This is a genomic window from Alienimonas chondri (assembly GCF_013036045.1).
Lineage (GTDB): Bacteria > Planctomycetota > Planctomycetia > Planctomycetales > Planctomycetaceae > Alienimonas > Alienimonas chondri.
Map to the genome: position 1 here is coordinate 1 of NZ_WTPX01000089.1, position 20,333 is coordinate 20,333.

At 69.4% G+C, this 20,333-nt stretch carries 19 protein-coding genes; 5 read left to right on the plus strand and 14 right to left on the minus strand.

Features of this window, described 5'->3' with window-relative positions; translation table 11 throughout:
- Both LzC2_RS13480 and LzC2_RS13485 read left to right on the plus strand, forming a co-directional pair.
- A partial coding sequence (locus tag LzC2_RS13480) for an RNA polymerase sigma factor (protein ID WP_171187817.1) occupies window positions 1-713 on the plus strand: 713 nt, incomplete at its 5' end.
- 135 nt (window positions 714-848) lie between these two features.
- Complete coding sequence (locus LzC2_RS13485) at window positions 849-4,115, plus strand: PVC-type heme-binding CxxCH protein (protein ID WP_171187819.1); 3,267 nt, start codon at window positions 849-851, stop codon at window positions 4,113-4,115.
- 89 nt (window positions 4,116-4,204) lie between these two features.
- Here LzC2_RS13485 and LzC2_RS13490 read toward each other — a convergent pair whose 3' ends face one another.
- The 7 genes from LzC2_RS13490 to LzC2_RS13520 all read right to left on the minus strand — a co-directional run bounded on the left by LzC2_RS13490 (window position 4,205) and on the right by LzC2_RS13520 (window position 9,945).
- Window positions 4,205-5,086, minus strand: a complete 882-nt coding sequence (locus LzC2_RS13490; protein WP_171187821.1) for a hydroxypyruvate isomerase family protein — start codon at window positions 5,084-5,086, stop codon at window positions 4,205-4,207.
- A 74-nt stretch (window positions 5,087-5,160) separates the two neighbouring features.
- A complete protein-coding gene (locus LzC2_RS13495; RefSeq protein WP_171187823.1) occupies window positions 5,161-5,697 on the minus strand; it encodes a hypothetical protein in 537 nt (178 codons plus the stop codon).
- 7 nt (window positions 5,698-5,704) lie between these two features.
- Window positions 5,705-6,658: a hypothetical protein gene (locus tag LzC2_RS13500; RefSeq protein ID WP_171187825.1), complete on the minus strand. Its 954-nt coding sequence runs from the start codon at window positions 6,656-6,658 to the stop codon at window positions 5,705-5,707.
- Entirely contained in the window at window positions 6,655-7,074 is a 420-nt protein-coding gene (locus tag LzC2_RS13505) for a hypothetical protein (RefSeq protein ID WP_171187828.1), read from the minus strand. The genes LzC2_RS13500 and LzC2_RS13505 overlap by 4 nt, the downstream gene beginning before the upstream one ends.
- Window positions 7,075-7,079: 5 nt before the next feature.
- Window positions 7,080-7,643 carry a hypothetical protein gene (locus tag LzC2_RS13510; protein WP_171187830.1) on the minus strand — a complete coding sequence of 188 codons (564 nt, stop codon included), beginning with the start codon at window positions 7,641-7,643 and terminating at the stop codon, window positions 7,080-7,082.
- Window positions 7,644-7,678: 35 nt separating this feature from the next.
- The gene (locus LzC2_RS13515; RefSeq protein ID WP_171187832.1) at window positions 7,679-8,269 is read right to left on the minus strand and encodes a hypothetical protein; all 591 of its coding nucleotides are present in this window, start codon (window positions 8,267-8,269) and stop codon (window positions 7,679-7,681) included.
- 62 nt (window positions 8,270-8,331) lie between these two features.
- A complete protein-coding gene (locus LzC2_RS13520) occupies window positions 8,332-9,945 on the minus strand; it encodes a hypothetical protein (RefSeq protein ID WP_171187833.1) in 1,614 nt (537 codons plus the stop codon).
- A 213-nt stretch (window positions 9,946-10,158) separates the two neighbouring features.
- On the opposite strand from LzC2_RS13520, the gene LzC2_RS13525 reads away from it, so the two are divergent.
- The gene (locus tag LzC2_RS13525; RefSeq protein ID WP_171187836.1) at window positions 10,159-10,893 is read left to right on the plus strand and encodes a hypothetical protein; all 735 of its coding nucleotides are present in this window, start codon (window positions 10,159-10,161) and stop codon (window positions 10,891-10,893) included.
- Window positions 10,894-10,909: 16 nt separating this feature from the next.
- On the opposite strand, the gene LzC2_RS13530 is transcribed toward LzC2_RS13525, so the two are convergent.
- Both LzC2_RS13530 and LzC2_RS13535 read right to left on the minus strand, forming a co-directional pair.
- Window positions 10,910-12,277 carry a sulfatase family protein gene (locus tag LzC2_RS13530; protein WP_171187838.1) on the minus strand — a complete coding sequence of 456 codons (1,368 nt, stop codon included), beginning with the start codon at window positions 12,275-12,277 and terminating at the stop codon, window positions 10,910-10,912.
- A 113-nt stretch (window positions 12,278-12,390) separates the two neighbouring features.
- The gene (locus tag LzC2_RS13535; RefSeq protein WP_171187841.1) at window positions 12,391-12,939 is read right to left on the minus strand and encodes an inorganic diphosphatase; all 549 of its coding nucleotides are present in this window, start codon (window positions 12,937-12,939) and stop codon (window positions 12,391-12,393) included.
- A 272-nt stretch (window positions 12,940-13,211) separates the two neighbouring features.
- On the opposite strand from LzC2_RS13535, the gene LzC2_RS13540 reads away from it, so the two are divergent.
- Complete coding sequence (locus LzC2_RS13540) at window positions 13,212-16,121, plus strand: serine/threonine-protein kinase (RefSeq protein WP_171187843.1); 2,910 nt, start codon at window positions 13,212-13,214, stop codon at window positions 16,119-16,121.
- A gap of 41 nt (window positions 16,122-16,162) precedes the next feature.
- Here the strand turns inward: LzC2_RS13540 and LzC2_RS13545 are convergent, their stop codons facing one another.
- The 4 genes from LzC2_RS13545 to LzC2_RS21860 all read right to left on the minus strand — a co-directional run bounded on the left by LzC2_RS13545 (window position 16,163) and on the right by LzC2_RS21860 (window position 19,084).
- Window positions 16,163-16,732, minus strand: a complete 570-nt coding sequence (locus LzC2_RS13545; protein WP_171187845.1) for a hypothetical protein — start codon at window positions 16,730-16,732, stop codon at window positions 16,163-16,165.
- A gap of 63 nt (window positions 16,733-16,795) precedes the next feature.
- Window positions 16,796-17,137: a carbon storage regulator gene (locus LzC2_RS22970; protein WP_171187847.1), complete on the minus strand. Its 342-nt coding sequence runs from the start codon at window positions 17,135-17,137 to the stop codon at window positions 16,796-16,798.
- Window positions 17,138-17,475: 338 nt separating this feature from the next.
- Window positions 17,476-18,876 carry an HD-GYP domain-containing protein gene (locus tag LzC2_RS13555; protein ID WP_171187849.1) on the minus strand — a complete coding sequence of 467 codons (1,401 nt, stop codon included), beginning with the start codon at window positions 18,874-18,876 and terminating at the stop codon, window positions 17,476-17,478.
- 61 nt (window positions 18,877-18,937) lie between these two features.
- Window positions 18,938-19,084: a hypothetical protein gene (locus tag LzC2_RS21860; RefSeq protein WP_206678719.1), complete on the minus strand. Its 147-nt coding sequence runs from the start codon at window positions 19,082-19,084 to the stop codon at window positions 18,938-18,940.
- Here LzC2_RS21860 and LzC2_RS13560 point away from each other — a divergent pair.
- Complete coding sequence (locus LzC2_RS13560; protein ID WP_171187851.1) at window positions 19,083-19,364, plus strand: hypothetical protein; 282 nt, start codon at window positions 19,083-19,085, stop codon at window positions 19,362-19,364. The genes LzC2_RS21860 and LzC2_RS13560 overlap by 2 nt on opposite strands.
- 36 nt (window positions 19,365-19,400) lie before the next feature.
- Here LzC2_RS13560 and LzC2_RS13565 read toward each other — a convergent pair whose 3' ends face one another.
- Window positions 19,401-20,150, minus strand: a complete 750-nt coding sequence (locus tag LzC2_RS13565) for a hypothetical protein (RefSeq protein WP_171187853.1) — start codon at window positions 20,148-20,150, stop codon at window positions 19,401-19,403.
- Window positions 20,151-20,333: the final 183 nt, after the last annotated feature.

Here is a 20,333-nt window from a genome sequence, read left to right on the forward strand (position 1 = left end):
CCCCCCGCCGGTTCGCCACCACCCGGTGGAGCGTGGTGCTCGCCGCCGGGGGGGCCGGGTCCGCGGCGCGGGACGCCTTGGGCGAGTTGTGCAGCGGGGCGTGGTACCCGCTGTACGCCTACGCCCGACACACTGGTTTGAAGCACGAGGACGCCGCCGACGCGGTGCAGGGATTCTTCGCGGAACTGCTCGATCGCGATTGGGTGAAGGACGCCGACGCCGATCGCGGCCGCTTCCGCACCTTCCTCAAGGTCGCGTTCCGCCGACATCTGGGCGGATTGAAGGAGGCCCGCGGCGCCCTGAAACGCGGCGGCGGCACGGCTCCCCTCACCCTCGCCCCGGTCGACGCCGCGGCCCGCTACGCCCGCGAACCGGCCCACGCGGAGACGCCGGACGCGCTGTATGAACGCCGCTGGGCGCTGGAACTGCTGGCCCGGGTGCTGGAACGTTTGGAGGAAGAACACGCCCCGCCGCACGTGGATGAAGCCGCCGCGGAGCGGTTCGCGGTTCTCAAACCCTGCCTGACCGGCTCCGCGGGCAAAAGCTACGTGCAGATCGGCGAGGAGCTGAACCTCAGCGAGGCGGCGGTGAAGACCGCAGTGCATCGTCTGCGGAACCGTTACCGCGAGTTATTAAAAGCGGAGGTCGCCGGCACCGTCGCCGTCCCCGGCGACGTGGCCGACGAACTGAACGCATTACGGGCGAGCCTGTAGTCGCGGCGGCGAAGCCTTCGAGAGACCGAGTGTCCCGGACGCTTGAAGCGTCCGGGACGCTGTGCCCGCGTGTGACCGTTCGTCGGGCGGCCGGTACACTCCGCCGGTTCCTCCCGGAGAAATTCGATGCGTTTCGTGCTCGCCCTCGCTCTGCTGCCTACGACGTTCGCTTGCGGTTTCGCGGATGAGGGAGAGACGGAGGACCCGCACGACCACGCCTTCCCCCCGATCGTCAACACGCAGGCTCCCGGGGACGAGCCGAACACCCCGCAGGAAGCCGCGGAGGCGTTCACGGCGCCGGAGGGGTTCGAGGTGACGTTGTTCGCCGGGGAACCGGACGTCGCCCAGCCCATCGCGATGACCTTCGACGACCGCGGCCGCTTATGGGTTGCGGAGTGCTTCACCTATACGAGCCGTGAGTTCGACGTGGAGCACGGCGACCGCGTCACGATCTTCGAGGACACCGACGGCGACGGCGCCCACGACAAACGCACCGTCTTTTGGGACCGCGGCTTCATGCTGACGGGCCTCGAATACGGCTTCGGCGGGCTATGGACGCTCAACAACGGCACGCTGTCGTTTATCGCCGACGAAAACGGCGACGACGTGCCGGATGCGGAACCGGTGGCGATGCTCGACGGCTTCACCTTCGACGCCGGCCACAATGTCGTGAACGGCCTCGCCTGGGGGCCGGACGGCTGGCTGTACGGCCGCCACGGCATCACCGCAACCAGCAATGTGGGCGTTCCCGGGGCGTCGGACGAGGATCGCACGCTGCTCAACTGCGGCATCTGGCGGTTCCACCCGACCCGGCACACCTTCGAGGTCGTCGCCACCGGCACGACGAATCCCTGGGGGCTGGACTGGAATGAATACGGCGACGCCTTCTTCACCAACAACGTGATCGGCCACGCCTGGCACCTGATCCCCGGCGCCCACTATCGGCGGATGTTCGGGCAGGACTTCAATCCGCACGTCTACGGCCTGATCGACCAGCACGCCGACCATTACCACTGGGACGAAAGCGGCAATTGGACCGCCAGCCGTCCGGGCGAGGGGAAAGCGAACGCCGCGGACAGCCTCGGCGGCGGACATTCGCACAGCGGCGGCATGATCTATCAGGGCGACAACTGGCCGGAGGAATACCGCGGCGACCTCTATATGTGCAACACGCACGGCAAACGCATCAACCGCGACGCGCTCGTCCCCCACGGCAGCGGCTACAAGATCACCCATCAGCCGGACTTCGCCTTCGCCAACAGCCCGTGGTTCAAGGGGGTGGAACTCAAAAGCGGCCCGGACGGCGGCGTGTTCCTGCTGGACTGGACTGACCTCGGCGAATGCCACGACCACGACGGCGTGCATCGGAACAGCGGCCGGATCTATAAGATCACGTACGGCAAGCCGGAGCGGGCGGGGGACGCGGTAGATCTGGCCGCTTTGCCGTTGGGCGATCTGATGGTGATGGCGACGACGCACCCCAATGTCTGGCATCGCCGGCACGCGGCACGGTTGCTGATCGAACCGACCGGGCCAGACGGGGGGGGGCGGTTCGGGGTCGCGCAGGCGGAGAGGGTCCGGAAGGAACAGTTGTTGCGGGCCTTGATGCCGCCGGACGGCCCGTCAGGCTTCCAGACACTGCGGGCGACACGGCTGCTCGTGGCTGCCTGCGGGGTTGATCCGAACTCGCTCGACCTTCCCGGCGGGACGGAGCGGGCCGCCGCCCGTTCGCTGGTGCTTCTTCTTGGCTCGGACGACCACCGCCAGAGAGCGGCGGAGCCAGTGCTTCGCGCGGAACTGGAAGCCGTCTTCCCGTCGATCAACGCAACGGTCTTGGAGCTGACTATCGAACAGCTCGCTCTACCGCCGACCCTCGTGGAGCAGATGCGGAACGCGCCGGCGTGGCGTCCGCTGGTCAACCGGGCCGCGGACGATGACTTGCGAATGCAACTTGCGGTGCTCTCCGTCGCCTGTCGTCGCTCCCCGGAGGTCGGCTTAAGGACCGCAATCGCGGTCGGGGGGACCGCGACCAACGCGGACGACCATAACCTTCCGTTGATGGCTTGGTACGCAGCTGAAACCGGCGTCGCGGAAATACCGATGGGCGGCGTACTGCTGGCGTCCGTGACGAAGATCCCCCTGCTGCGAGAATACGCGACTCGTCGAATCGCGTCCGAACTCCCCAGCGAACCGCACGCTGCGGCTTTGGGGGTGCTGTTGGAGCGTGCGACCGTATCAACCCGAAGCGTCAGCGAGGGACCGCGGGCACAGCCCGCGCCGCCTGCGGCAGCGCCCTCGCTGACGCTTCGGGTTGGTGAAGACGCCGTCGGCTTTCAACGTGACGTGCTGACGGGGACTCTCGCCGCTCTTGAAGGCCGTCGCAAAGTCACGCCCCCGGCCGCGTGGGCGGACGTGCAACCGGTCTTCGCGGCGTCGGAAGATGCGGAGGTGCGGTCCCTCGCTCAAAAGCTCGCCGTCATCTTCGGCGACGGGGCGGCGTTGGAAGAACTGCGGGCGATCGTCGCGAACCGCGACTTGCCGGATGAGACCCGCGTCGCGGCGATCGAATCGTTGGCGGAGGCCCGGGACGAAGCCGTCGTGCCCGTGCTGCTTGATTTACTGACGAAGTTGCGGGGGCAGGACCGGAACCTGTTCGCCCCGGCGAGCCGGGCGTTGGGGGCGTTTGATTCGCCCGAGGCCGCCGCGGTGCTGATCAACGCTCTGCCGCGGGTGCGGTTGGAGGAGCAGGACGCGGTGCTCTCCGCGCTCGTCAGTCGGCCGAGCTACGCCGGGGGGCTGACCGGGGCGCTGGTGGACGGCCGCGTGCCGATCGAGATGCTCTCCGCCGAGCACGTGCGTTCGCTGCGGGCATTCAAGAACCCCAAGATCGATGCGGTGCTCGACGACCTCTGGGGCACCAGCCGCGCGACGCCGGCCGAAAAACTCGCGGAGATCGCCGCGTGGACGGCGAAGCTGGAGGACGGCACCGAGGCCGATCCGATCGCCGGGCGGGCGGTTTACCAGCAGTCCTGCGGTCGCTGTCATAAGTTGTACGGCGACGGCGGGGAACTGGGGCCGAACCTGACCGGGTCGGACCGGAAGAACCTCGATTATCTGCTCGGCAACGTCTTCGACCCCTCGGCGGTCGTGCCGGCGGCGTGGCGGGTCTCGACCGTGCTGCTGCAAGACGGCCGCGTCCTGACCGGCGTGGTGACCGAGCAGGGCGGAGAAACGCTGTCCATCGCCACCGCCGACGACACGATTACCGTCCCGACGGGCGACGTATTGGAGATCGAACCCGGCGACGCCTCGCTGATGCCGGAGGGGTTGTTCAAAACCCTCACGGAGCAGCAGGTGCGGAATTTGATCGCCTACCTCCGCAGCGACCGGGCGGTCGACTGATTCGGCCTTGCCCTCCCCCCCCAGCTGGGGAACACCAGAGGGCGAGGGGGGCCGGCGGCCGTTCTTTGGCTCTCTATACCGTGCAGAGCTTATACCGTGCAGAGCTTCACCGCGTCGGTCAGCCCCTTCACGGGGTCGTTCTTGGGGATGAACTCGTGGGCGAAATAGCCCTCGTAGCCGGTGTCCGCGATGGCCTCGGCGATCGGGCGGTATTGCAGCTCCTGGGCGCCGTCCAATTCATTTCGGCCGGGGTTGCCGGCGGTGTGATAGTGGCCGAAGGCCTCTTTATGATCCTTGATCGTGCGGATGATGTCGCCCTCCATGATCTGCATGTGATAGATGTCGTACAGCAGTTTGAAGTTGTCGCTGGCGACCTTGTCCACCAGCTTCACGCCCCAGGCGCTGGTGTCGCACATATAGTCCGGGTGGTTCACCTTGGAGTTTAACAGCTCCATTTGAATGACGACCCCGTGCTTCTCCGCCAGCGGAACGATCTGTTCGAGCGCCTTGGCGCAGTTATCGAGGCCGACGTTCGGATCGATGCCGCGGGCGTTGCCGCTGAAGGTGATGACGTTCTTCCAGCCCTCCGCGGCGGTCGCTTTGATGCTCGCTTCGAGCGCCGTGAGGCATTCGTCGTGGAACTTCGGCTCGCAGAGGCCGTCCGTCAGTTTGTGCGACTTGGTCATCGTGCAGACCAGGCCATGTTTTTTGAGAGTCTCGAACTGTTCTCCCGGCCCCATCAGGTCGATGCCGACCAGCCCCAGATCGACCGCGAGCACGCTCAGCTCTTCCAAGCTCATCCCTTTGAAGCACCACGCGCACACGGACTGGTTGAGCCGGCCGCTCTTGGCGTCGGCCTTCCCCTCCTCGCCCTCGTGATGATCGGCGCGGGCCGGGCGAGCGGCGAGCGCGGCGGCCCCCGTCAGACCGGCGGCGAGAGCGGAGCGGCGGGACACGGACGGGACGGACATGCGAGCGTTCCAAGAGGAGGGCGAGCGAACCCCGATTCTCCGCCCCCGCCGAAGCCGCCGCAACGGGGGTGGGATCAGGCGGCGTTCTCAGTCCCCTCCGCCCCATCAGCTTTCTCACCGCTGACAAGGAGCGGCTCCGGGAAGACGAACGTGCCGAAGAAGATCGCCGCCCCGCCCAACGCCGGCGGCACGCAGGCGATCGCCAAAATCATCTGCAACAGGCCGGGGAGGTATTCGTCCGGCTCCGCCTCCACGCGGTTCGACCAGATCAAGCAGCCGATGGCTCCGAGCGTGAACAGCACGGCCGTGGCGGCACCGCCCAGTGCGACCTTCCCACGAATCGCAGGCTTCTTCACCCATTTCGAGGCCGTCCAGGCTCCGCCCGCCGCCGCGAGCGCTTCCACAACCCAAAATGCCGGCCAAACGAGTTCGACCCCGCTGATGACACGCAGCCACGAGGCCGTGAATATCACCACCGGCACGACCCACAACGCGACCGCCAACCCGCAACACCCGAGATAGCATCCCGCGGAGTCAGGATCGGTTTTCGGGTCGATCTTCCCCATCGGGTCGATCGGCGGCGGGCCGGGGGCGATCACGGGCGGATCCATGGGCGGGTCAGACGTTGACCTGCCGGAGGGTCCAGCGGGCGGTGAGGGTCGCGGCCCCGCAGCCCAGCGCCGGCAGGAGGATGAACGCCGTGAAGAAATAGGCCGGTTCCTGATCCCATCGAGACGATTCACCAAACAATCTCGCCAAAAATGGCGCGAGTCCGACGCCCGTCGCGGCGAAGCCGACGAAGCCGATCTGCCCCCACCGCACCAGCCGGTCGTGGGCGTCCTCGCTGCGGCGCCAGACGATCGCCGCCGTCAATGCGGCGACGATCACCAGCGCCAGCCCGCCCGCGGCGACGATCAGGCTGGAGACGCCGCCCACGACGGCCCCGCTCCGCAACGTCTGCCAGATCGCCGGCCCGAACGTCAGCAGGGCCGACAGCATGCAGCCGACGATCCATCCGGCCGTCTGGACGAGCGGCCGCCGATGCACCGGCGGCCCGCACGCCGCCGCCGCCCACGCCAGCAGCCCGGCGCCCGCCGCCGGACCGGTCAGGAACATGGCGAACGTGAATTCGCCCATGGGTTCCCTGTTGTCCCAAACCGCATGCAGGATGGCGGCGATCCAGAACGCCGCCGCCCCCGCGAACGCCCACCACGCAATCGCGGCCACGGCGGTGCGGACCTCTCCGATTCGCCTTCGTGACCGCCATCCGTGCCACGCGGCGAAAAGCAGCAACGCCGCCGCCACGCCGGACAGCGTCCCGGCGTTCAGGCCGTTCTGACGTTGCGCCGACCACTGACGCGTTCGCATGACGTCGTCCAGCACGGTCGACAGCCACAACCCCGACGACAACGTCAGCGCCGCCGCCAAGAGACAGCTGAAGCCCCACACGACCGTCGTGCCGGGCGGGTGCGTCCGCGGCGTCTGTTCCGGCGCCAATTCGTCCAAGCCCCCTTCCCTCAAAAGGTCAGGCGCCGGTCGATCGGCGGGGAGCGGAGCGGCGGGCGGAATCATTCGGAGTCCAGTGCGTCGGGGGATCTCGCCGGGTTCAACGCCCACCGTCCCCACGCCCCGGCGAGGGTCAGATACAGCCCGCCCCAGAATAGCCCGGCATGGCCCAGCCCGGCGATGCGTTCGTCGAGCGGGTCGAACCAGGGCGGGTCGAAGCGGGCCTCCCACACCTCCGCGGCCCACGGCCAACCGGCGCCGGCGATCAACAGGCCCAGCAGCATCGTCCACCCGCAGGCCCGCCGCGAGCGCACCCGCCCGGAGAGCCACACACCCCCGCCGACCGACAGCGCCGTCAGCCCCACGCCGATCGCATAACCCGCCCAGCGTTCTCCGGTCAGCAGTCCGCCCATCACGCCCAGGTACCCGGCGACCGGCCCGGTCCACCCAGCCGCCGCCATCCCCCAGGCGAAGCGATACACGCCGTTCATGCCTCGTCCGCTGCTTCGACGCGGCGGTGCAGAACCCAGCGGCCCCACGCGCCGGCGAGTGCCAGCGCCAGGCAGCCCGCCGCCAACGTGCCGCAGAGGTAGGCCAAGACAAGCTCCAACGCTCCGGCGAGAAAGCCGGGGTCCTGTTCAAAGGCTCGTCGCCGCTCCAGATCCCAGTACATGGCCCCGGCGAACAGCAGCAGGCAGGCGATCGCTCCCCAAGCCGCCATCCGACGATGAGCCGAACGGGATCGCCGGGTCCGGTTCGCCGCCCAGAGCGACGCGAAGAGCGTCGGGGTCGTCGTGCCTCCGAAGATCAGCCAACCGGTCGAAGTCCCCGCCAGATGCCAAACGTCGACCGCGACGACCGCCGCCAGACACCCGACCGGCGCCGCCCAGAGCAGCCCCGCCAGCACCCACAGGGCGAGATACACGAACGCCGCCGCCCTGCGGCCTACGGCGGCGGCGCTGCTGCCGGCATGCGGATCGGGAGCGAGGGACGCAGAAACCCCGTCCGCCGGGGTCGGCGAGCGGGGTTCGGTCGGGGCGTCGGACGACATCGCCGCTGGAGCTTAGTCGGACGGCGAACCGGGCGTCACTCGTCGTCGGCAGCGTCCGCAGGCGCCTCGCCGGCTGCGTCGGCTTCGACTTCGGCGGGCTTCGTCTCTTTTTTCAGCCGGAACATCAGATCCTTAGGGCCGGTCTTGAACTTCGTCGGGCGGTACTCGGAGAGCGAATAAATAATCGAGACCGCGGCGATCTCCGGCTCCTTGTCTGAGCCTTCCTTGACCTTCTTCATCCGCACGCGGATCAACGCCGGGGCCGTCGAGCCGGCCTTCGGGAGCTTGCTGACGAGGTCCGCGAACCACACGCCCTCCGCGTTCTTCAGCTTCAAATCTTTCGCCGGCATCAGCTGATACGTGCTGGCGTAGAGATTCTTGCTGTCTTTATCGACCACGGCGAAGGTGTCCGCGGTGATGACGACGCGGTTGTCCTTCAGGTTCTCCGCGGGGATCTCTTCGCCGAACTTCTCGCCGCCGACGATCGTATAAGACCCGCGGAGGTCCGGGGCTTTCGTCGCTTCGCCCTCGCCTTCATGGTGGTCGGCGAGCAGCGGGGCGGCGGACAGCGCCAACGAGGCGAGCGCCGCGAGGGGAGCCAGACGGGGGAGGCAGGCGGTACGCATCGGGGGCGGCTCGGAATCGGGGGGACGAACCGAACGATGGTCCGCTCTCTGCCCCGTCCGCGTCAGCGGGATTCGCCGACGACCGCAATGGGGGTCGCCCCGCGTTCGACGACGGCGTCGGCGTCCACCCAGCGGCCCGGGTCCTGGGCGAAGGCGTCGCGGGTCTGCAGATTGCGGAACAGGAACAGCCGCCCGCCGTACAGCACCGCGTGTTCGACCCGACCGGGCACCGCGAAGCCCTCCGCGGCGGCCAGCACGACGTCCTCGCCGTCCGCCACCGGCAGATAGCGGTTCGGATCCAGCAGGAACGCCGCCCGGGCCACCGGCGAGGAGAACCGATAGGTCTTCCCGCCGAACTCCGTCTTCACCCGCGGGTCGGCCTCGGCCAGTCGGCGATCGTCCCGCACCGCGACCGGACAGAACCGTCCGAACGCCGCCGGCAGTTCCACGTGCGGTGCCTCCGCCGTCTCCGCGACGCGCACGACCGGAGCGGCGGGAGCGGCACCGGCCGGCTTCGCGGAGGGGCCGGACGGCTCCGCGGACCGCGTCGGGGCCCCCGCGTGTCGAGCCGTGTGCTGAGCCGTGTATTGCACGCGGTTCGGCGAGGACCGAACCGGGGCGAACTCCAGATACGCCCGCCCGGCCGGAGCCGTCGGCGAACTCATCGGTGCCGGCATGAGAGCGAGCGTCGCCCGCCCCGCCGGCGAGGCCGGCAGGGGAGCCGGCGTCGCGGGAGCCGGCGACACGGGGGCCGACCGCACGGGGACCGGCGAAGTCGTTTCGACGTCGCCCGTCGACGCCAATTCCGGGGCGGACGGCTCTGCCGGGCTCTCGTCCGAGGCCGCTTGTTTCGCGGGCGCCTCCTGCTCCGCGACGGCCAGATTCGGCGAACCGGATTCGGCCTTGGCCTTCTCCCAAGCCTTCACGGCGAGCCGCACCTCCGGCGTGTCGAACAGCGGGCTGGGCGGAGCCTCCGCCGGTTCCCCGATCGGTTCGCCCTCCGGGGTCACTTCTTGGAAGTCGAACAGCACCACCGCGATCGGCGCCCCGTCCGGCCCGACGGCGGCGAGAGCGTCCAAGGGCGACGACGGCGGCTCACCCGGCTCCGCGGGCGCGGCGGCGACCGACGGACCGGCGGGTGCCGTGTCGGCGGCGGGCGCAGGATTAGCGGGCGAGTCAATCGGAGGGAGCGGCGGATGGGCGGCGGCCTGCTGCAGTTCGGCCGGCAGCGGGCCGAACAACGCACCGTCCGTGGGCGGAACGATCGGTTCGGCGGGCTTCGTCTCCGCGAGTTCCGTCTCGGCCGGCTTCGCTTCGACCGGCTTCGGTGCCTCGGGCTTTGGCGCCTCGGGAGTCTGCAACACGTCCGCGAGCGGGTGCGGCGCCGGTTCGATCGGCGTTGCTCGGGGGGCGAACGGATCGACCCAGTCCGGCGGCGGCGTGACGTTCTTGGGAGCCGGGGCGACCGTCGCATCGGAGAGCCGTCGCAGGACCGGCACCGCTTTGTCCAAGTCCGCTTTGTCTGAACCCGCATCGCCCGCGGGCGCGTCAGTCGCGGCGGGTGCTGCGGCGCCGTCGAACGCGAAGGTCGGGGCCGCCATCGCTCCGGCGGCGACCAGCGACGCGGCGGCGCGCCACGCGGCAGCGGAGCGACGGGAGCGGTGAGTACGGGGCACGGCGGTTCTCCGGGCGGGGCGGATCGAAACACGGTGCCCCGCCTCCCTCATCGGCCGCCCGCCCCCCGGACCGGGAGCGCGACTTTGCCGATTGCGCAGATTTCACCGCCGCAGCCTCCCGGGGCCCGCGACCGGGGCCGCCCCGGTCCCAAGTAGAGCACGGGCGGCTAGGCTTTCCTCCCCGCTTTCCCCCCGTTCAACGCCCCCGTTCCGATGACAGACGACGTCTCTCCCGCCACGAAATCCGCCCTTAACGGGACGGTCCTCGCCCTATTGGGAATCGGCGGCGTGGTCATCGTGATCCTCGTCATCGCCCTGTTCTTTCGGGAGGAGGACCAACGCGTCGAGGATGTGGTGCAGGAGCAGGAGAGCATCGGGGCGGTGACGGAGACCTCGCTCAACCCCGGCTGGAAGTCCCCCGCCGCCGATTCCGACCCGTCCGACCTCATCCCGCAGGCGTTCGGGGGATGGAACCTGGAGACCAGCGACGAAAACGCCCGGAACCCCGCCTTCGGCCTGACCCGAGACGGGTACCACGGCAAGTACACCCGAGCCGGCGAAGCGATCTTCGCGGACCTCTACGTCTATCCCAGCGAGGAGAACGACGCCGCGACGTTGGACGATATACGCGAACGTCTCAGCGATTCCGCCCGATTCGGCGACGTACGATTCCGTGAACCGGCGCTCGTGCCGGGGGCGACGACGCTGCAATTCGATATGGCTCCCGGCGCCGAAGCCGCCGCGGAGACCGAGGCGAACGACGGCGTGCCGGAGTCGCACGGCCTGCTGGCGGCGGTCGACGGGTGGCTGCTGTTCGTCCGCAGCGAGCGGGAGGACGACCTGTTGCCGTTCCTCGCTTCCTACATGAAGACCGTCGAAGCGGACGGCGCCGGCGAAGCCCCCCCCGCCCCGGCCCCCGGCGATCGCACCGAAGCGCTCGCGGACTGAACGAACCGCGGCTGATTCAGTCGCGTTCGGAAACGCCCCGCGGGGGCGCTGCGCCGCGGTCGACATGCGAGGCGATCACCGCCCGCAGCCGATCGCGGGCGGCGGCTTGCTCCGCAGTCAGCGGGTCTTTCAGTTCTTCCTCGGCGGGGTCGAGCGGGTCGCCGGCGTCGAAGAACCGGCCGTCGGCGTGCAGCCGATAGCGGGCGTCCCGAGCGAACATCCCGGCGTGTTCATTCACCCGTGCGGCGTGCCGCGGGTCGTACCAGATGAACGCCGCCTCCCGCCGCGCCAAAGACAGCGAGCCGTCGGCGGCGAACGGGCTGATCCCGTCGACGCCCCGCTCATCAAGTTCCGACTCCTCCGAATCGGGCGGAACCGGGACGCCGGCCAGCGTGCAGGCCATCGGCAGGAGGTCGGTGAAATCAATCGGGCGATCGTCTGTCCTCCCCGCCGGCACGCGGCCCGGCAGCGAGACGATCAGCGGCACCCACGTCCCGCGGTCGTTTAATTCTCCCTTGCCGCCCCGATAGGGACCGTGCGGCGTCGGGCAAACGACGGAGCTGTGCGTGCCGTTGTCCCCGCAGAAGACCACCGCCGTGCTCTCCCGCAGGCCGGCGGCTTCCAGGCGATCGACGATTCGCCCGACGAGATCATCCGTATAACGGACCATCTCCGGGAAGCGCTTCGGGTGGGACTTCGACCGACCGGTCGGGGCGCCGGTCGCGGGCGTTTGGACGAACGGATCGTGCGTGAGGACCATCGGATAGTAGGCCAGAAACGGCCGATCCGACTCGGCGGCGGCGAACGTCGTCAGGGCGTCGACAAACTGATCGGGGCCGTAGTCGTCGGCGTCCGACGGGACGATCGCTCCGTCGGTTTCGAGCTTCGGCTTCCAATACCGCGGCCCCTTGTCGCCATGCCCGGGGCGCTTCGAGAGCTGCCACAGCAGCGATTCTTCGAACCCCCAGTCGGTCGGATCGACGACGTCCGGCAACTCCTTGCCCTTGCCGGACAACTGCCACTTGCCGAACACGCCGGTGCGATATCCGGCCGCTTGAAACAGGTCGCCGATCGTGCGTTCGGTCGAGGGGAGCAGCCCGAACTCGACGTAGTTCCGATAATTATAACGTCCCGTCATCAACGTCACGCGGCTCGGCGTGCACAACGGCTGGCTGAACGCCCGCGTGAACCGCACCCCGCCGGCCGCCAACGCATCGAGGCGCGGCGTGGGCGGAGCCGACGGGTTGTAACAGGACAACCACTCCGCCCCGAGATCGTCCGCCATGATCAGCACGACGTTGATCGGCGGGTCCGGGGCCGGGGGCTCCGGCGGCGTTCCCTCGCCCATTCCGACCGCGGCGAGCAGGCACAGGGCGACGGACATCGCAAGATCTCTCGTGAGGATTCCGCGGAGACGACCGCCCGCGGCGCAAACCGAGGCCGGGCGACGTGGACCGGGCGACGCAACCTCGGCTTGCGCCGAGGGCTGCCGGTCGCTCAGTGCTGATAATGGAAGCCGGCCCGGCGCTGTTTGTTATAGCGTTCGAGCGCGTCTTCGATGATCGGCCGGGCGACGTCCACGGACTGGATCTCGTCCACCTCCACCGCTTTGCCTTCCAGCTGCTTATAATCCTGGAAGAAGCGACGAATCATGCTCAGCCGATGCGGGGGCAGCTCGGCGGCGTCGGTGTAGGGATTATATTCCGGGTCGTCGGTCGCCACGGCGATCACTTTGTGATCCTTCTTGCCGGCGTCGATCATCGTCATGATGCCGATCACCCGGCTGTTGACGATCGTCAGCGGGTCCACCGCTTCCTTGCACAGCACCAGCACGTCCAGCGGGTCGTCGTCCTCCGCGAGCGTCTGCGGGACGAACCCGTAGTTCGCCGGGTAATAGACCGCGGAATACAACATGCGGTCCAGCCGTAGCAGGCCGGTCTCCTTGTCGAGTTCATACTTGACCGAGGATCCCATCGGGATCTCGACGATCGTTTGAAAGGCGGTCGGCAGGCTTTCGCCCGGGGAGACGTCGTGCCAGGGGTGCATAGCCAACGGTCTGTCGGTGAAAAAATGAGCGGCGGGGCGGGCGGGCGAGCGAATCCAGCATAACCCAGACTCGACCCCGGCGAGCGTCTTCCCGGAACAGTCCCGCGAACCGGCGACGGCCGACCTCGGAAAAACGCGGATGTCCGGCCGCTCGCCCGAAGCCCGTTCCCCAATCCGTCGCCGACGGCGGTACGCTGGGAACTAAGGACGCTGCAGTTGCGTCCAACGGTCGTGGTCCGCCCCGCCCCCCGTCCACAATCCCCGTGACCGCAATGCGTTCCGTCGTCGGCCGCCCCCCGGGGACGCCCCCGTCGTTGCCGGACCGTTATACGCCGATCGAGCGAATCGGCGTCGGCGGGATCGGCGAGGTCTGGCGCGTCGTCGACGCCAACCTGGATCGCGATCTCGCGGTGAAAGTGTTGCGGCCGGATCGCCGCACCCCCGACCACGCCGCCCGCCTGGTCCGCGAAGCCCTCCTGACCGGACGCCTGCAACACCCCGGCGTGCCCCCGGTCGTGGAGCGCGGCGGGTGGGACGGCGACGCGAGCGGTCCCGGGGCCGACGGCCTTGGTTCAAGCGGCCACGGCGCGAACGACGACGGACCGTTCTTCGCCATGAAGCTGGTCGGCGGTCGCACCCTGCGGCAGATTTTGAAAGGGACGCCCCGGCCGGACCCCGCGCGATTGTTGGGCGTCTTCCGGCAGGTGTGCGACGCGGTCGGATTCGCCCATGCCGCCGGCGTGATTCACCGCGACATCAAGCCGGCGAACGTGATGGTCGGCGATCACGGCGAGGTGCAGGTGATGGACTGGGGCATGGCCCGCCTGCTGAAAGGGGAAGCCGGCGAGCCGGACTTCGACCCGGAGGAGGAAACGATCCTCCCCCCGTTCCGCAGGCGGCCGGTCTGGGACGATTCAAGCGCCCAATCAAGCGTTCCGGGGAATGCCGACGACACCGTCCTCACCGCCGTCCCGCCGGTTCCCGACGCCGAAGCCGCTCCCGATGCCGAGGCGCCGGGGACCGTCCCGTCCGACGATCCCCCCGCAGCCGTTCCCCCGACCGGCTCGCACTCCACCCGGGCGCCGCACTCCGACGTGACAGTGCAGGATCCGCTGGCGACGATGACCCAGGCCGGGTCCGGCCTCGGCACGCCGGCGTATATGCCGCCGGAGCAGGCCCGCGGCGAAATGGACCACGTCGACGCCCGCAGCGACGTGTTCGGATTGGGCGCCGTGCTGTGCTCGATCCTGACCGGCAAACCGCCCTTCCCCGCGAACGATCCGCTGGTCAGTCTCCGTCAGGCCGCCGCGGGCGATCTGGGTCCGGCCCTCGCCCGGCTCGACGCCGCCGACGTCGACGAGCCATTGAAGGATCTCTGCCGGCGCTGCCTGAGCGTCGATCCCGCCGACCGCCCCGAGGACGGAACCGCGGTCGCGGACGCCGTGCGGGACTACGAAACCAGCGTCCGCGAGCGACTGGAGCAGGCCCGAGCCGATCGCGCCGCCGCGGAGGTGCGGGTCGTGGAGGAGCGGAAGCGGCGCCGCATCGGGATCGCCGCCCTGGCCGCCCTGCTGATCGCCGGCGCCGCCGGGGCGTTGTGGTTTGATGCGTCGGAGCGGCTGGGCGTCGTGCGACAGGAACGAGCCGAAGCAAAAGCGGCCGCGGTCGAAGCGGACGAGGCCCGAAATAAGGAGGAGTTCGCCCGGCTCGCCGCCGAAGCCGCCCGCGCGGCCGCGGTTCGCTCGCAGTCGGAAGCGGAACGGAAACGCATCGAAGCGGACGAGGCCCGCCTCGCCGCGGTCGCCGCGGAGGAGAACGCCCGCCGGGAGTCCGATCGGTCCCGTCTCGAGTCCGAGAAGGCGCGGATGGAATCCGAACAGGCGAAGCAGGACTCCGCCCGCGCGGCCGCCGTCGCGATGCGGGCGGAGAAGGATCGAGCCGCGGCGGAACAGGCGGCGATCGCGGCCAACGAAGCGGCCGTCGCGGCGGAGAAGACGAAGGCCGAGGCCCTGGCCGCGGCGGAGACGGCTCGCCGGGAACGGGAGTCGCTGGTTGCGGAGCGGGCCGCCGCGGAGGTGCGGACGTTGATCGACCGCGCCGGGGTCCGCCGGGACGCGGATCAGTTCGCCGCGGCCGCGGATCTGCTGGATGCCGCCGAACGCCTCGCTCCCAGTGCCGGGGATCGGCTCTCGGAGAACGCGCTGCGGGACGCCCGTCGTCATCTCACGGTCGCCGCGGATCTGGGGGACGCCCGCCTGCCCCGCACCGGCGAAGACGCTTGGCATGGCGGCACGAAGGAGCGCACGCCGAGCGAAGCGTCCGACCCCGCGGATCGATTCGCCGCGATCTTCGACGCCTACGGGATGGACATGGTCGGCGGCGCCCCGGAGACGCTCGGCCGGGCGGTCGCCGCCAGTCCGGTCGCCCCGGCGCTGCTGGCCGGATTGGACGGTTGGGCGCGAGCCGCCGCCGCGAGCGGCGATACGGACACGGCACGCCGTCTCCGCACGATCGCCGCCGCCGCCGATCCGACCCCGCTGCGAGAGGCTCTCGCCGAGGACAAACCCGACCGCGTCACGACGCTGCTGCTGACGGAGGTCTCCCCGGAATCCGTCTCGCCGGAAACCGCGGCGCTGATTGCCCATTGGCTCTTGGAGCACACCAAAAACCCGAAGGTGCAGGCGGCCGCAACCACGTGGCTGGAGCTGTCCATCGAGGCGCACCCCTCCGACTACTGGCTGCGTCGGCTCCGGGCGGAGTTCGCGGGGGACAGCTTCTGGGAAGCGCGGCAGCGGGTTGAATCGTTGCAGGTGGCCGTCGCCCTGCGGCCGGACGCCGTCGACGGGCACTTCGCCTTGGGTCAGGCATTGGAAGCCGCCGATCGTTGGCCCGAAGCCGCCGTCGCCTACCGCCGCGTGACGGAGCTGACCGGCGCCCCCCTCGCGAAGACCGCCGGGGAACGGATGGCCGCCCTCGGCTTCCCGCCCGCTTTGACGAGAGGCGCCGGGAAAGGCAGCCCGACCGAGACGGCGCCGCCGCTCTCCGCCGTCCCCTCGGCGGATCCGGCAGCGCCCGCCAGTGCCGAGCCGGCCGCCCTAAATTCGCAGCGGGGATTGGCTGCGTGGGCGAAAGCGGCCGGTTTGAGCGACGACGACCTCCCGGAACCGGAGCCGACGCCGTAGGTCGCATCGCGGCGAAGGCAGCCGTCGGCGCTCCTCGTCCTCTAAAAGTCGATCTCCAGCGCGGCGTCCGACCCCGCGGCGACGCCGTTCTCGGCCCAGTCCTCGACGATCGCGGCGACGTCCGCCCGTAGCGGCGCCAAGTCGGGCGGCACGCCCAGTTCCCTCGCCCGTTCCCGATAGAAGGCGCGGGTGCCCAGACGAGCAAAGGCGTCGATGCATGTCAGAAAATGCTCCGCCCGTCGCGGCGGATGTCGCAGCACGCAATACGAGAGTCGTATGCCGTCGAACGGCCCCGGGTGATGATCGACCGGCTCCCCGTCCACTAACGGATACAGCCACACGGCCACGTCATCCCCTTCCTGCCGATCCCCGTCCGCAGGCAGCGTTAGTACGCCGAAATAGTCGTCCACCTGCGAGAACTGCAGGTTCGCCAAGTCCTCGAAGCGGATCGCCCCGCTCGTCGAACGGTCTGTCGGCGGAAACGCGGGATGCGTTTGTCCGCAAATGAGGTAGAGATCGCCGAATGTCGGCCGCGGTTCCCCGAACCGGATGTCGACCGACAGTCCCTCACACCGCAGCGTGTCCGTCAAAGGCAGCGCAGCGCTCGTCAACGATTTCCCCTCGTCGGCATTGACCGTGGCCCCGATGCCCGTGCAGGCAATCGGGGTTCGGCGTTACTCGAGCATCGCGTTGGCGGAGACGCCGGTGCGGGTGCGGGCCACCGGTTGCTTCGGGACGGCGACGTGGTGTAGGTCGGAGACCGCCTCCTGCTGACGGCCGCGAGACCGCATCCGCTCCGCTAACTGGCTGCGGGAAGAACGGGCGGCTTGCTGAGAAGCCGTTGCCTCAGCGGGCGCGGAGTCCGCCGGTTTGGTCGCGGCGTCGGGGCGGGTGATCGACACATCCCGCGGGGCTTCGATCCCGAGGCGGACACGGCCGCCGACTTCCAGAACGCGAACGGTGATGCCGTCGCCGATGACGATCGATTCGCCGACCTTCCTAGTCAAAACTAACATCTTCGGACTCCATTCCGGGGGGTGATTCGTGGTCGCATCGAGAAACGCCTGCTTCCCGACGAGAAGAGTTATCGCAGGTGCTTCGCAAGCATACTATCGGGAAAACCGCAACCCCTGCCCCCGGGAGTTCCCCGATATGGGTTGACACGCCCGATTCCGAACAAACTCTCGACGTAACCGTCTGACTCAGATCGACATATGCCGATTCTCCCGCTGCCGCCCGGCGATCGAATCAGGCGACGAACCGTACAATCGCCCGACGGCAGGGGAAATCCCCCACCTCGCCCCCCAGCCGAGGTCTCCGGCAGTCTGGCGTCGCGGTCGCGGAATGAACAGCGTCAGAGCGACCAGGACTGCGAATCGCCGAATTCGTCCGTCGAAACGATCCGCGGTCGTTCGTGGGAACCGGCTTCCTCCGGCCCGAACGGGGCACGCAACGCGAGGTCGACGACCTCCCCGGTGAAGCAGTCCCGGATCGGATCCCACAGTTCCACCCGCGGGCCGGCGGGCCATTCGCGGTCCGCTTCGACCACGCGGCCGCAACGGCCGTCGGAAAGCACGACCGCGGCGCCGGGCGGGAACAGGCCGACGGTCTCCAAGAACGCCCGCATCGACGCCGGGTCGAAGTGACCGCGAATCGCGTCCGCGGCGAGGCTGCGGACCGCCGAGTGCGAGGGCAGTGCCGGCCGATGGGGTCGGTCGGCGGTCATGCCGCAGTAGGCGTCCGCGATCGAGGCCAGCCGCGACAACCGATGGATCCGTCCTCCCTTCAATCGGAAGGGATAGCCGCTGCCGTCGGCTCGCTCGTGGATTTGCACCGCCACCGCCCGGGCACCGGCCGGGATGCCGGGCACGCCCCGCAGCAAGCCGAGCGTGTGGCGGGGATGATCCGCAACGGCGACGAACTGGGCCGAATCCAGTCGGTGCGGGCCGTCCCACAGCGCCGGATCGACGTGCGCCATCCCCGCGTCGTGCACCAGGCAGCCCATCGCGAGTTGTTCCAATTCATACCGCCGCAAACCCACGATCGTCCCGATCGCCAGCGCGAGATGCGTCGTCCGCACCGCGTGTTCCCGCAGACGACTCAGCAGCGATGAATACGCGTCCCCGTCGCCCGGTTCGACGACGGCGTTCGCCGGTCGGGAGAGGCCGACGGCGGTGAAGAGGTCAAAGTCTTCGCACAGATTCTCGACCGATTGGGCGGAGAGCGTCCGTAGCCCCTGTCCGTCGATACGTCGGCTCAAGGCCCGCGTGGTTTGGGACAGCGCCGCCCCGAGCGCCATACTCCTGAGCGGCGAGGGTCCCCCGAACACGTCTGGTTGCGCGTCGGCGAAGAGCGCGTCGAGGCCCGCCGCGAGGGCGTCGCGGCGAGCCCGCGCCGCCTGTCGACGTTCCGGCGTCGGAAGTCCCGCGGGACGGGTGAGGCTGTGAATCAAAGCGTCCGGCGGTAGCCGGCGCCCCGCCGAGACCGGGACCGGCTCGCGAACCGGCGGGGCCTGGACGCCGGGCTCCTCGCGAGAGACTTCGGCCAGAAAGTCCTTGTCGACGATCAGCTCGCAGACGCCTCGTTCCTTCAGCCGCTCGAGCAGATCCGGCGTCAGGCGAGAGCCCTTCGCCAACAGAAGCACCGTGCCCCCGCGTCCGCCGACCGAACCCGTCTTGCCGGCGGTGTAGATCGCCGTCGGCAACAGGCCGTCGCAAGCCAATCGTTCGAGCGGCAGGGGGACGAGTTGAGACAACGGAGACTGCGAGACGAGCGTGCGGAGGAAGCGCCGGCGATCGGGCGTCGAACGCCAAACATTAGACCGCCCCGCGACCGACCCCGCCCCGCTCGCCGCTCGCCCGAGCGATCGCCTCGCCCAAACGGTCCGCCCCCTCTTTCACCCCTACAATCGCGCGATCGACCAGTGTACAATAGAACACATCATTTCGAGGAGATCGAGCCATGCGACTGACCCACGCGGCCCTCTGCCAACTCACCCCGCTGGTGCCGACCGGCGACCTCTGCTTCGAGTACCACGGCACGCCCCGCCGCGGTCGATTGGAGACGCTCGGCGAAGGCCCCGCCGGCGCCTTCCTGCTGATCCGCCACCCGGACGGCAGCTGTAAGAGCTACTCGCTGGCCAAGATGACCGGCCTGCGGGAAGCGGAAGCGGAGAACGGCTCACCCGCCGCCCCCGCTTCGCCGTCGCCGTCGCCGTCAGGCGGCGCGCGTCGAGCGGCGTGACGGCGACGAACCGGCCCGCGCCGCGACTCGGCCACTTCAAACATCGGGGACGCTCGGTTCAGAGTTGTCCGGCGAGAGATTCTTCCACGCCACTCCCAGCAGCGCCCAGGCGCCGGCCAGGGCGGTCGCGAGGCTCTGCCCCCACCACGCCGCGGCGGCGACGCTGGCGATCAGGCAGAGCAGCGCCGCGATCGCCCCGACGGTCGAACGCGGGTTCAACAGCACCGGGCGTCGGATCTCCTCGCCCGGTCGGCCGGCGAGCCAACTGGAGAGGTTCACCCACGCCGCCGCAGTCGCCCAGCCGGCGAGGAACCGCAACGGCACGGCGCCCAGCCAAAGCGGCAGGTCGCTCAGCGGTTCCAGCGACCGCAACGCCGTCAGCGCCCAGACCCCGCAGGCGACCTCCGCGGCGATGATGAGCACGCTGCCGAGATCCAGCCCCCGCTGCGGCACCCATAGCGCCCACACGGTGTTCCCCGCGAACAGCCCCGCCGCCGGCCAGCCCGCGGCGATCGTGATCCGTTCCGCGTGAATGTCTCCCGCGAACACGCCCCAGTTCAGCCACGCGGCGAAGGCGAGGCAGGAGAGATAAATCGGCCCCCAAACGGCGAAGAACGCCCCCGCGGGAACGACCGGCGTCGGCTTCTCCGCGCTGCGGGCGGCGATGGTGGGAACTGCCCGGCCCGTCATCCAACCGCGCATCTGCGGCCAGAACGCCGCGAGAACTTGGGCCACGGACAGCGCCCCGCAGGCGAGGGCGGGTAAGAGGACGTCGGTCGGCGGCATCGGGGCGGGCGCGAATCGGGCGGAGCGGGGAGGGACCGTAGTCCGCGGCACCGCGATCGCGGCGGCGGTCCCCCTGCAAATCGCGTCGCCTTGCGAAGTTCACCGGTCTCAACGCCGGGCTTCGCCCCCTTGGAGCGATCGGGCCGACGGCCTCACGATGGTGCTTCACTCCAAGAAGAGACG